Below are 12549 nucleotides of genomic sequence, written 5' to 3' on the forward strand. Positions count from 1 at the left end.
CAGCAGTGTCGGAGCAGACACCGGAGGGAACCATGAGCCCAACCCAGCGCCCGGTCGGCACAGCAGCCGACCGACCGCTTCTGACCAGGATCGTCTCCGCCTCGATGGCCGGGACGGTCGTCGAGTGGTACGACTTCTTCCTCTACGCGACCGCGTCGACGATCGTCTTCGACAAGATCCTCCTGCCCAAGATGGGCAACGAGTACGACGGGATCATCGCCGCGTTCCTCACGTACGCGGTGGGCTTCATCGCCCGCCCGCTCGGCGGCGTTGTGTTCGGCCAGATCGGCGACCGGCTCGGCCGGAAGCGGACGCTCCAGATCACCATCATCCTCATCGGCGCCGCGACCGTGCTCATGGGGTGCCTCCCTACCTACGCGCAGATCGGCCTCTGGGCCCCCACCCTGCTCGTCCTGCTCCGCTTCGTCCAAGGCCTCGCCCTCGGCGGCGAATGGGGCGGCGCGGTGCTCCTCGTCGCGGAGCATGCGCCGGACAAGGACCGCGCGTACTGGGCGTCGTGGCCGCAGGCGGCGGTTCCCGTCGGCAACGTCCTGGCCACCGTCGTCCTCTGGATCATGACGACGGCTCTCCCCTCGGGGGCGTTCCTCGCGTGGGGCTGGCGGGTCGCGTTCTGGCTCTCCGCCGTCGTCGTCCTCGTGGGCTACGTGATCAGGACCAGGATCACCGAGGCTCCCATCTTCGAGGCTGCCAAGGCCGAGCTCGAGGCAGAGAAGGCCGCCGGATACGGCGTCCTCGAGGTGCTCCGCCGCTACCCGCGTGGGATCCTCGTGGGAATGGGCCTCCGCTTCGCGGAGAACATCATGTACTACCTCGTCGTGACGTTCTCGATCGTCTACCTCGGTACCGGGCTCAAGATGAACACCGGCTCCATCCTCGGGGTGATCGCGATAGCACACGTGTGCCATTTCGTGGCGATCCTCACGGTCGGCCGCCTCGCGGACCGCGTCGGCCGCAAGCCCCTCTACCTCGCCGGAGCGATCCTCACGGCGACGTGGGGTTTCTGGGCCTTCCCGGCCTTCGGGACGAAGAACACAGGCGTCATCCTCTTGACGATCATCGTGGGCCTCGTCTTCCATGCCCTCATGTACTCTGGCCAGCCGGCCATCATGGCCGAAATGTTCCCGACCCGCATGCGGTACTCCGGCGTGTCCATCTGCTATCAGGTCACCTCGATCGTCGCGGGCTCCCTCGCCCCGGTCTTCGCGACCGCATGGCTCAAGTCCACGGGTTCGTGGTGGCCGACGGCCGTGTACCTCGCCATCGCGTCCCTCATCACCATCGCCGCCGTCATTGCGCTCCGCGAGACGAAGGGGGCCTCGCTCCGCGCGCTGGACGCCGCGGACGCGGCCCGCGTCGGGGCTGCCGGCGCCGGGATCCGCGCATGAGCGGGCTCGCGGGACGCAAGGCACTCGTCACCGGAGGTGCCGCCGGCATCGGCGCCGCCGTGGCGAGGGTGCTCGCGGAGCGGGGAGCCGCCGTCGTCATCGCCGACCTCGACGGCGATGGCGCCCAGAAGCTCGCCGCCGAACTGGGCGGCGAGGCGTGGGCGGTCGACCTCCTCGACACCGCGCCGCTCGAGTCCCTGCGCCTCGACTGCGACATCCTCGTGAACAACGCCGGGATCCAGAAGGTCGCCCCGATCCAGGAGTTCGAGCCCGGGGCGTTCCGCCGGATCCAGAAGCTCATGGTCGAGGCCCCGTTCCTCCTGATCCGGGCCGCGCTCCCGCACATGTACGAGCGCGGCTGGGGGAGGATCATCAACCTCAGCTCGGTCCACGGGATCCGCGCCTCGGCGTTCAAGAGCGCTTATGTGACGGCGAAGCACGCCCTCGAAGGCCTGTCGAAGGTCACCGCGCTCGAGGGTGCCGAGCACGGCGTGACCTCGAACTGCATCAACCCCGGGTACGTCCGGACAGCGCTCGTCGAGCGGCAGATCGCTGACCAGGCCGCGACCCACGGCATTTCCGAGGGCGAGGTCCTCGAGGAGGTCATGCTCACCGACATGGCCATCAAGCGGCTCGTCGAGCCGGCGGAGGTCGCCTCGCTCGCGGGCTGGCTCGCGTCGGACGACGCCGCGATGGTCACGGGCGCGAGCTACACGATGGACGGCGGCTGGTCGGCGAGGTAGGCCTAGCGGCTCGCGGCCGCCGCCTCGCCCGCCCGCTCGCCCGGGGCGACCACTGGAAGCGGTGCCGTCTCGTCCAGCAGGGCGGGACGGCGCCGCCCGTCGCCCCGGACCCACAGTGCGTAGGCGGCGCCGAGCAGCGCAAGCCACACGGCACCGACCACGAGCGCGACGCGCGTGTCCTCGAACCAGCCCAGCACGCCGATGACGAGGGCGAGGAACGCGATCGCGGCGATCGATGCTACCGGCCACAGCGGCGACGGGAACTCGGACGGGGCGAGCGCGAAGCGGCGGATCTCGCGCTTCATCGCGACGTGGCTAGCGAGGATCATGACCCACACCCAGACTGTCGCGAAAGTCGCGATCGAGGCGATGATCGTGAACACGTCCTCCGGGATCACGGCGTTGAGCACGACCCCCACGAGCAGGACGCCCGTCATGACCACCACGGTCAGCCACGGCACGCCCCGCTTCGAGACCTTCCCGAAGGACGACGGCGCGTGCCCCTGCTGGGCGAGCCCGAACAGTACGCGGCCTGCGCCGAAGATGTCGGAGTTGATGGCGGAGAGGGCGGCGGTGATGACGACGGCGTTGAGGACGTTCGCGGCACCCGGGATCCCGAGCCCGTCGAAGATCTGGACGAAGGGGCTGCCCTGGCTGCCCACCTCGGACCAGGGGAACAGGCTCATGAGCACGGTGAGCGTGAGCACGTAGAACAGGAGCACGCGAACGGGCACCGTGTTGACGGCCTGCGGGATGGCCCGCTTCGGGTCCTCGGCCTCTCCTGCGGTGACGCCGATCGTCTCGACCCCACCGAACGCGAAGACGACCACTGAGAACGCTGCGAGCAGTCCTCCGTAGCCGTGGGGGAGGAAGCCTCCGTGGTCCACGAGGTGCCCGAACCCGGGGTGCTGGGTGCCGAGCTGCACGCCGAAGACGATGAGGGCTCCGCCGCCGACGATCATGGCGCCGATCGCGACGACCTTGACGAGCGTGAACCAGAACTCGAGCTCGCCGAACACCTTGACGCTCAGCAGGTTCACGCCCGTGAGGATGAGGATGACCGCGAGGATCCAGATCCAGCGCGGGGTGCCTGGGAACCAGAAGCCCATGTAGATGGAGAAGGCCGTGACGTCTGCGATCGCGACGATCGCCATCTCGAACACATACGTCCAGCCGGTCACGAAGCCTGCCAGCGGGCCGAGGTAACGCCCCGCGTACTGGCTGAACGATCCCGCAACAGGGTGGCGGACCGCCATCTCGCCCAGTGCGCGCATGACCATGAAGACCGCGGCGCCCGCGATCATGTAGGCGACGAGGACAGCGGGTCCCGCGGATTGGATGGCGTCGGCCGAGCCGTAGAACAGTCCCGTGCCGATGGCCGACCCCAAGGCCATGAACCGGATGTGGCGGACGTTGAGGCCGCGACTGAGCACGGCAGGTGAAGGTTGCATGGGGGATTCCTCACGTCTCTGGGAAGGATTCCTTCCACTCTGCCGGGCGGCTCTGAGCCTGTGAGTGGCATCACGGGAGCTTGTGTCTCCAACCGCAGACGCCTAATGTCCGGAATCCCGGACGGTGCGGCTCCGGCCGGTGGTGTGTCTCGTCGTCGTCCGCGTGCACACTGGAGTTCGGTATTCCAGACACGGCCCACGTGCCGGCCCCGACCCGAGGTGCCCCCCATGCCCGCCGAAACCGGCCCGAAGTCCAAAGTCCCCGCTGCCGAGAGCACGCTGCGCATCCTGCGCCTGCTCGCCTCCCGTCGGGGCCCCCAGCCCGCCGCGAGCATCGCGGCCGCGCTCGGGCTCCCACGATCGACCGTCTACCACCTCTTGGCCGTCATGGAGGAGAACGGCTTCGTCATGCACCTGCCCGAGGAGCGGCGGTACGGGCTCGGGATCGGGGCCTTCGAGCTTTCAAGCGCCTATTCGCGCCAGGAGCCGCTCTCGCGCCTCGGGCGGCCCATGCTCGCCTCGCTCGTCGACACGATCGGCGAGAGCTCCCACCTCGCCGTCCTCCACGGGAGGGATGTCCTCTACATCGTGGAGGAGCGCGCCAAGAACCGCCCATCCCTCGTGACCGACGTCGGCGTCCGCCTCCCGAGCCACCTCACCGCGAGCGGCCGCGCGATCCTCGCTGCGCTTCCGAAGTCGCAGGTCCGAGCGCTCTACCCCAACGCCGCGGCGTTCAGCGAACGGACGGAGGAGGGAGAGCACATCCGGAGCTACGCCGCGCTCCAGTCCGCGCTCGACCAGGTGCGCCAGCGCGGCTACGCCACGGAGGACGGCGAGGTGACGTCCGGATTCGCGTCCGTAGCCGCCGCGGTGAAGGATCATGCCGGCTGGCCGACGGCCGCGGTCGCCGTCACGTTCCTCGGCGAGAAGGTGCCGACGGACGAGCGCGACGAGCTCGCACAACAGGTCCTGGAGGTGGCGGCCGAGCTCTCGCACCGCATCTACGGGCGGGCCTGATCTGCGGGGTGGACCAAGTCTGCAATCCCAGACGGCTCCCCTCCCAAACCCCTGTCCCGGGGGATGCCGCACGAGGTCTCATGGTGGAAGAAGGTCCGAAACGGGCCAGCCTCCATCACCGACGCAGGAGTCACGATGTCCACCACCGACCCGGCCCGCAAAGCCGACTTCACCACCGGCGCGCGCCCGGTCCGCGCCCCCCGCGGCACTGAGATCACCGCGAAATCCTGGCAGACCGAGGCGCCGATGCGGATGCTCATGAACAACCTCGACCCCGAGGTCGCGGAGCGCCCGGACGAGCTCGTCGTCTACGGCGGCACGGGCCGCGCCGCGCGCTCGTGGCAGGCTTTCGACGCGATCGTCGACACGCTGAAGGACATGGAAGACGACGAGACACTCCTCGTGCAATCCGGCAAGCCGGTGGGCGTGTTCCGCACCAACAAGTGGGCGCCCCGGGTGCTCATCGCGAACTCGAACCTCGTGGGTGACTGGGCGAACTGGCCCGAGTTCCGCCGCCTCGAGGCCGAGGGCCTGACGATGTACGGGCAGATGACCGCGGGTTCGTGGATCTACATCGGCACCCAGGGCATCCTGCAGGGCACCTACGAGACCTTCGCCGCGGTCGCGGCCAAGCTGCACGCCGAGGGCAGGACGGCCACCCCGACGCTCAAGGGCACGCTGACCCTCACCGGCGGGTGCGGCGGCATGGGCGGGGCCCAGCCACTGGCCGTGACCCTCAACGGCGGCGCCGTGCTGATCGTGGACGTGGACGAGGCGCGCCTCCGCCGCCGCGCCGGCAAGCGCTACTTGGACGAGGTCGAGACCGATCTGGATGCCGCGCTCGCCAAGGTCGTCGAGGCCAAGGCCGAGGGCCGGGCGCTCTCTGTCGGATACGTCGGCAACGCCGCCGAGGTCTTCCCCGAGATCCTGCGCCGCCACCGGGCGGGCGAGCTCGCCGTGGACATCGTGACGGACCAGACCTCGGCGCACGATCCGCTCTCCTATCTCCCGAGCGAGTACACCGTGGACCAGTGGCGGGCGGAGGCCGAGGCGGACCCCGACGGGTTCACGAAGAAGGCCCAGAACGCGATGGCCCGCCACGTCCAGGCCATGGTCGAGTTCCAGGACGAGGGCGCCGAGGTGTTCGACTACGGCAACTCGATCCGCGACGAGGCCCGCAAGGGCGGCTACGAGCGCGCGTTCGCGTTCCCCGGGTTCGTCCCCGCGTACATCCGGCCCCTGTTCTGCGAGGGCCTCGGGCCGTTCCGCTGGGTGGCCCTCTCCGGGGACCCCGAGGACATCAGGGTCACCGACCAGGCGATCAAGGAACTCTTCCCCGAGAACGAGCACCTGCACCGGTGGATCGACGCCGCCGAGGAGTTCGTCGAGTTCGAGGGCCTGCCAGCCAGGATCTGCTGGCTCGGCTACGGCGAGCGCCACAAGGCCGGCCTGCTGTTCAACCGGCTCGTGGCCGAGGGCAAGGTCAAGGCCCCAATCGTCATCGGACGCGACCACCTCGACTCCGGCTCCGTCGCCTCGCCCTATCGCGAGACCGAGGGCATGAAGGACGGCTCCGACGCCATCGCCGACTGGCCCCTGCTCAACGCTCTCACCGCCGCGTCCTCCGGGGCGACCTGGGTCTCGATCCACCACGGCGGCGGCGTCGGCATCGGCCGCTCCATCCACGCCGGCCAGGTTTCCGTGGCCGACGGAACCGAGCTGGCCGCCGCCAAGCTCACCGCACTGCTCACGAACGACCCGGGCATGGGTGTCATCCGGCACGTCGACGCCGGCTACGACCGCGCCGTCGAGGTCGCGGCCGAGCGCGGCGTCCGCATCCCCATGGCCCATCGACCGTAACGACTCTCGCCTTCCCATTCGCCACAACTCAGCGCCGCCTCGACCCTCAACGAGTCGAAAGGCGCCGCGAGTTGTGGCGGATCGGACCGTACCCCAGGAAACGACATGACTCTTACCGCTGCCGAAACCGGCCTCCCCACCCAAGTCACCCTCTCGACGCGCGGCCTCACGGCGGCGGACGTCGTAGCGGTCGCCCGCCACGGTGCGGCCGTCTCCATCGCTCCCGAGGCGCTAGCCGAGGTTGCGCGCGTCCGCGCCCACGTCGAGGAGCTCGCGGCGAGTGAGACCCCCGCCTACGGCATCTCGACCGGCTTCGGCGCCCTCGCGAACCGCCATATCCCGCAGGAGCTGCGGACGCAGCTGCAGAAGTCGCTCATCCGCAGCCACGCTGCTGGGATGGGTCCTGCCGTGGAGCCGGAAGTCGTGCGTGCGCTCATGCTGCTCCGGGCCAAGACACTGGCCTCCGGTCGGACCGGTGTGCGCCCAGTGGTCCTTGAGACCTTCGTCAAGCTCCTCAATGCCGGGATCGCCCCGGTGGTCCGCGAGTTCGGTTCGCTGGGCTGCTCGGGCGACCTTGCGCCGCTCAGCCATGTCGCCCTTGTGCTCATGGGCGAGGGCGAGGCGGTGGGCCCGGACGGTGAGCAGTTCGGCGGCCAGGGCCAGCGGCCGACAGCCCAGCTGCTCGCCGAGCACGGCATCGAGCCGGTGACCCTGGCCGAGAAGGAGGGCCTCGCGCTCGTCAACGGCACTGAGGGCATGCTCGGCATGCTGCTCATGGCACTCCACGATCTCGATGCGCTCGTGAAGACCGCGGACGTCACGGCGGCCCTGTCGGTGGACGGTCTCATGGGAACCGACCAGGTCTTCCTGCCCGAGCTTCACGAGCCGCTCCGGCCGCATCCGGGCCAGGTCGCCTCGGCGGCGAATATTCTCGCCGTCCTGCGGGATTCCAAGATCGTCGAGTCGCACAAGGTCGGCGACAGCCGCGTCCAGGACGCGTACTCGCTGCGCTGCGCGCCGCAGGTCGCGGGCGCCGTGCGGGACACGATTGCGCACGCACGGACCGTCGCCGAGCGCGAGCTTGCTGCGGCTATCGACAATCCCGTGGTCCTGCCGGACGGGCGCGTGAGCTCGAACGGCAACTTCCACGGCGCCCCGGTCGCGTATGTGCTCGACTTCCTCGCGATCGCCGCGGCCGACCTCGCCTCGATGGCCGAGCGGCGTACCGACCGCATGCTCGATCCTGCCCGCTCGCACGGGCTCCCGGCGTTCCTCGCGGACGATCCCGGTGTCGATTCCGGCCTCATGATCGCGCAGTACACGCAGGCCGGCCTCGTCTCCGACCTCAAGCGGCTCGCGGTCCCGGCGTCGGTCGATTCGATCCCGAGCTCCGCGATGCAGGAGGACCACGTCTCGATGGGCTGGCACGCGGCCCGGAAGCTCCGCAAGGCGGTCGAGAACCTGCGCCGGGTCCTCGCCATCGAGCTCGTGACGGCGGCTCGCGCGATCGACATCAGGACGGTGTCGTCCGACGGCGCGCTCGTCCCGGGCCCGGGCGGCGCGGCCGCGATCGAGGTGCTCCGGCGCACGGTGCCGGGCCCCGGCGTCGACCGTTTCATGTCTCCCGAGCTCGAGGAGGCGTACCGGGTGCTGGCAGACGGCGAGCTGCTCGCGGCTGTGGAAGCCGCGGTCGGGGGCCTCCGCTAGGCCAGCGCGCCTCCGCACCGGGGGCGGCCTGCAAAGGCCTCCCCCGGTCCGGAGAGGTGGTCCGACCACAGCGTTGGAGAAGTGCACAACAGCTACCTCGAAACATCGGCGGAGTCCACATAGCGACGCGCCAAGGGAACCGATAGAAACATAGAGTCCGCAATGGCGCGGATCACAATGGCACTAGAACAGGGCCAGATTTCACGAAGGGGTTAGGGAAAATGAAGGCACGCGGGGCAGTACTCACCAGGCGGAGCGCACACCAGGCGCCGCTCGCGGACTGGACGGAACTGCGCGCCGAGGATCCAGTCGAAATCGTGAAGCACGCCCAGGTCGTGGCCACCGGGCGGGTCGAAGAGGTCTCGCTCAGTGGGAACGTGCTGTGGCTCATGGCCGAGGGCGCAGAGGCGCGCCGGCTCTTCCTCAAGTCTGACGGCGTTCTCGTACGCCGAGCCTAGAGTTCCCTCGCTCGCAACAGGGAATGCCGGCACCGCCGGCGAACACTGGGGCCCCGCACCGATGACGGTGCGGGGCCCCAGTGCGTCAGACGCCGATCCGCGCGCCGGCAGCGCTCAGGCTGCTCGGTGCCCCAACCGGGCGAGGCTCAGGCCAGGATGGTGTCCACGAGGCGTGCGGCGACCCGGGCGGTGCGGGCGTCCAGATCGTAGGTCGGATTGAGCTCGGCGAGGTCCGCGTGCAGGAGCTTCCCGCTTGCCGCGACACGCCTGACGACGGCGATGATCACCTCGAGCGGCACGCCCAGCGCGGCGGGTGCGGACACACCGGGGGCGACGGCGGCCGGCAGGACGTCCAGGTCGATCGTGAGGTAGACCGCGTCGAGTCCCTCGAGGAAGTCCTCGACGAAGGATTCGGCCGTCTCGCGCGTCGCGTACTCGTCGAGGAGGTAGCGCACACCCAGCTCTTCTGCGCGTCGGAACAGGGCGAGCGTGTTGTTGGGGCGGGAGATGCCGACCACGGCGTACTCGAGCGTGCGGCCGGCGGCCGCTTCCGCTCGGGCCATCTGGAGGAACGGAGTGCCGGAACTCGCCCGGTCCTCGGCTCGAAGGTCGAAGTGGGCGTCGAGGTTCAGGACGCCGACCCGGACGTCGGACGTGCGTTCGGTGTCGGCGACGCCGAGGTAGCTCGCGAAAGCCGTCTCGTGCCCGCCGCCGAGCGTCACGGTGAGGGCACCGGCGTCGAGAAGGGACGCAATCGCCTCCCCGCAGCGCTCCTGTCCGCCCTCGAGGTCGCCAGGCGCGCCTTCCCGTCCGGTCTCGACCACGACGTCGCCCGCGTCGAACACCTCCCGTTCGAGGTGGAAGGCGAGCGGTCCGAGGGCAGCGCGAATGGCCGCCGGCGCCTTCGCAGCCCCGACCCTCCCCTTGTTGCGGCGGACGCCCTCGTCGGAACGGAAGCCGAGCAGCACGCCGGGCCTCCGTCCGCTCGCCTCCGCGGCCGACACCGCGTCGGCGAGTCCAGGCCCCGTGCAGGGCCGAACAGCCTGCCACCAGCGGCGATGCTCCGGGCCCTCGCCGTCATGGCGCCCGGACCATGGGGCGGGCTCGAGGTCTATGGGCAGGGCGAGGGAGGAGGTGTCGTTCATCCCAACAGCACATCGCACCCGGCGCCCAATACGCCAGTGTTCGGCGGAAGAGATGTCTCGACCGCCGGACACAGTGGCTCGGCGGGGCCGTCGGAGGCCCCGGCCCCAGCTAGATCAGAACCCGAGCGCCTGCTCGATGGGCCCCAGCGCGAAGAACAGGAGGAATGCCGCGGCGACCGCCCACATGAGGGGGTGGATCTCCTTGGCCCGGCCCTGGAACATCCGCACCAGCACGTAGCTGATGAAGCCGGCGCCCAGGCCATTCGCGATCGAGTACGTGAACGGCATGAGGGCGATCGTGAGGAACGCGGGGATGGAGATCCCGACGTCCGCCCAGTCGATCTTCGTGACCTGCTGGAACATGAGGAAGCCGACCACGACGAGCGCAGGGGCGACAGCCTCGAACGGGACGAGGTTGATGAGCGGCGTCAGGAACATGGCAATGAGGAGCATGACGCCGGTGACGACCGAGGCGAGGCCCGTGCGGGCGCCCTCCCCGATGCCCGCGCCGGACTCGACGAAGATCTGGTTGGACGAGATCGAGGAGCCGCCGCCCGCGATCGCACCGAAGGCGTCGACGAGGAGGACCCGGTCGACGTTGGGGATGTTGCCCTCGGCGTCGATGGTGCCGGCCTCGCGGGCGAGTCCGACCATGGTGCCCATCGCGTCGAAGAAGATGCTCAGCAGGATCACGAAGGCCATGAGGATCGCGGCGAGCGGACCGAGGTGCGCGAAGGCGCCGATGGGGTTGGCCTGGCCGATGAGGCTGAGGTCGATCGGCTGCACGTTCCCGAGGCCGGGGACGACGAGCGACCAGCCGGCAGGGTTCGCCTTCTGGCCCGGCGCTACGCTCGGGCCGATATGGAAGACGAGCTCGAGGATGTTGGCGAGGATGGTCGCGCCGATGATGCCGATGAGGATCGCGCCGCGCACGCGGCGGACCATGAGGGCGATCGTCAGGATGAGGCCGACGACGAACACGAGGGTGGGCCAGCCGATGAGGCGGCTGTCGACCCCGAGGCCGAGCGGGACCGTGGTGCCGGCCGCGTCGGGGAGGCGTCGCACGAAGCCCGCGTCGACGAGGCCGATGAGCGCGATGAAGAGGCCGATGCCCACGACGATCGCCGTCTTGAGCCCTTCGGGGACCGCCCTGAACACCGCGGTGCGGAAGCCCGTGAGGACGAGGATGAACATCACGATGCCGGCGACGACGACGATGCCCATCATGTCCGGCCACGTGACCCCGGGATGGGTGGCGATCGTGACAGCAACGAAGGCGTTGACGCCGAGGCCGGTCGCGAGCGCGAACGGGTGCTTGGCCCACACGCCCATGAGGATCGTGAGGACGCCGGCGACCAGAGCCGTAGCGGCGGCGACGCGGGGAATCCCGAGCGTGTGGCCGGCAGAGTCTGCCCCTGACAGGATCAGGGGGTTGAGGACGACGATGTAGCTCAGCGCGAAGAAAGTCGCGAGGCCGCCGCGGATCTCGCGGCCCACGCTCGATCCGCGGTCCGTTATCTTGAAGTACCGGTCAATCGCACTGGTCGACACAGTGGTGGTTGTCGACATAGGGGTCCCCTTGGCTCGGTGGGAGGAATTTGTGGATATGGTAGCGCCTTGTGCACGTGTCCCTGCGCGAACCCGCGGCAAATGTGATGGACAACTCTGAAACTGCAGGGTGGAGAAGATTGCTTCGGGGGGTAGCCCCGGCTTTCTTCTCGGGTGCACTTCTGGCTTTGCTGCTCGTGCTCGCCACCGCGAGCACGAGCGCGGCTGACCCCGGCCACGCTGCAGACGCCGGCCGGACCGCGCCGTCGGCCGTGGCCCAGTCGCCGATCACGCCCTCGGCGCCCGGAAACAGCCCCGCCGTCCCCGGGATGCAGCCAGCGGCTCCGGGGGCGTCCCAGACCCCTCCTGCAGCGCCGCCGGCACCGGGCGACCCGATGACCTGGGTCTTCATCGTGTTCGGGGTGCTCGGCGTCGCGCTTCTCATCGGTTGGGCCGTGCTCGCGCGTCGAGCGGCCGACGGCGAGCCTGAGGATTCAGCGGGCGGCGACAAGGCCGTTTGACGGACGGCCCGCAACGGCCGCGACCGCCTTGCCGACGGCCTTCGCCTGCCGAAGCAGCTCGCGCGTCGACGGCGACGACAGGTCCGCGACGCCGATGAGGAAGAGGCCGATCCCGGCGAGCTCCTGCACGAGGGTCTCCCCGAGCGAGAACCCCAGTTCCGCGAGGAACCGGCGGAACTGGTTGTGCGCACACCGGGTGAGCACGACGGCATCGGCGAAGATGACGCCGTTCTCGGTCCGGACTGCCCACCGGAATTTGGCCTTGGCCTCGGGCCGCTCGACGAGGGCAAGGTGCTGGGCGCTCACCGTGGCCCTGACGTCGAGGCCGAGGCTCGTGACGTGGTTGCGCAGGTGGCGCATGACCTGGAGGTACTCCGCAGAGTCGTCCGAGGACAGGTCCGTGACGCGCAGGGCGGTGGTCATCGTGCTCGGAGCGCCGGACTCGAGGCCGTGCACCGTCACCGTCTGGATGCCCCGCCGGCTGAGCTCGCCCGCCACGGCAAGACCGGAGAGCCCGGTGCCGATCACCACCGCGGTGGTCGATTCCGACGTGGCCGGCAGCGACGTGGACACAGGTCGACTCTCCTCCGTTTGTCGGGCAAAAGGTCTCGCGTGCGTCGTCCCCCGGGGAAGCACCCTCGGAAGACTACCCGGATTCCCGACGGACCGGTAGGCCGTCCCACCCGCACACCC

Annotated in this window: 11 protein-coding genes; 7 read left to right on the top strand and 4 right to left on the bottom strand. The window is 69.7% G+C overall.

All coding sequences use genetic code 11. The features are described from left to right. Nucleotides 1-32: 32 nt before the first annotated feature. Both E6A21_RS16765 and E6A21_RS16770 read left to right on the top strand, forming a co-directional pair. Entirely contained in the window at nt 33-1406 is a 1374-nt protein-coding gene (locus E6A21_RS16765) for an MFS transporter (RefSeq protein ID WP_138445311.1), read from the top strand. Next, entirely contained in the window at nt 1403-2149 is a 747-nt protein-coding gene (locus E6A21_RS16770) for a 3-hydroxybutyrate dehydrogenase (protein ID WP_138445312.1), read from the top strand. The genes E6A21_RS16765 and E6A21_RS16770 overlap by 4 nt, the downstream gene beginning before the upstream one ends. A gap of 2 nt (nt 2150-2151) precedes the next feature. Here E6A21_RS16770 and E6A21_RS16775 read toward each other — a convergent pair whose 3' ends face one another. Next, the gene (locus E6A21_RS16775) at nt 2152-3600 is read right to left on the bottom strand and encodes an amino acid permease (protein ID WP_138445313.1); all 1449 of its coding nucleotides are present in this window, start codon (nt 3598-3600) and stop codon (nt 2152-2154) included. 228 nt (nt 3601-3828) lie between these two features. Here E6A21_RS16775 and E6A21_RS16780 point away from each other — a divergent pair, with 228 nt between their 5' ends. The 4 genes from E6A21_RS16780 (at nt 3829) to E6A21_RS16795 (ending at nt 8642) form a co-directional block, all read left to right on the top strand. Then, entirely contained in the window at nt 3829-4617 is a 789-nt protein-coding gene (locus E6A21_RS16780; protein WP_138445314.1) for an IclR family transcriptional regulator, read from the top strand. A gap of 135 nt (nt 4618-4752) precedes the next feature. Next, the gene (locus tag E6A21_RS16785) at nt 4753-6477 is read left to right on the top strand and encodes a urocanate hydratase (RefSeq protein ID WP_138445315.1); all 1725 of its coding nucleotides are present in this window, start codon (nt 4753-4755) and stop codon (nt 6475-6477) included. Between the two features lie 105 nt (nt 6478-6582). After that, complete coding sequence (gene hutH, locus E6A21_RS16790) at nt 6583-8184, top strand: histidine ammonia-lyase (RefSeq protein ID WP_138445316.1); 1602 nt, start codon at nt 6583-6585, stop codon at nt 8182-8184. 221 nt (nt 8185-8405) lie between these two features. Then, nucleotides 8406-8642 (top strand): hypothetical protein, encoded by a 237-nt coding sequence (locus E6A21_RS16795; RefSeq protein WP_138445317.1) that lies wholly within the window; start codon nt 8406-8408, stop codon nt 8640-8642. A 146-nt stretch (nt 8643-8788) separates the two neighbouring features. Here E6A21_RS16795 and hutG read toward each other — a convergent pair whose 3' ends face one another. Together hutG and E6A21_RS16805 are read right to left on the bottom strand one after the other, a co-directional pair. Beyond that, complete coding sequence (hutG, locus tag E6A21_RS16800; protein WP_138445318.1) at nt 8789-9787, bottom strand: formimidoylglutamase; 999 nt, start codon at nt 9785-9787, stop codon at nt 8789-8791. Between the two features lie 114 nt (nt 9788-9901). Continuing rightward, nucleotides 9902-11356 (bottom strand): NCS2 family permease, encoded by a 1455-nt coding sequence (locus E6A21_RS16805; protein WP_138445319.1) that lies wholly within the window; start codon nt 11354-11356, stop codon nt 9902-9904. Nucleotides 11357-11523: 167 nt separating this feature from the next. Here E6A21_RS16805 and E6A21_RS16810 point away from each other — a divergent pair, with 167 nt between their 5' ends. Further along, nucleotides 11524-11856, top strand: coding sequence for a hypothetical protein (locus tag E6A21_RS16810; RefSeq protein ID WP_138445320.1), 333 nt, complete (start codon nt 11524-11526; stop codon nt 11854-11856). On the opposite strand, the gene E6A21_RS16815 is transcribed toward E6A21_RS16810, so the two are convergent. After that, nucleotides 11830-12429: an NAD(P)/FAD-dependent oxidoreductase gene (locus E6A21_RS16815; RefSeq protein ID WP_138445321.1), complete on the bottom strand. Its 600-nt coding sequence runs from the start codon at nt 12427-12429 to the stop codon at nt 11830-11832. The genes E6A21_RS16810 and E6A21_RS16815 overlap by 27 nt on opposite strands. Nucleotides 12430-12549: the final 120 nt, after the last annotated feature.

Source organism: Sinomonas susongensis (assembly GCF_005877005.1).
GTDB classification, from domain to species: domain Bacteria; phylum Actinomycetota; class Actinomycetes; order Actinomycetales; family Micrococcaceae; genus Sinomonas; species Sinomonas susongensis.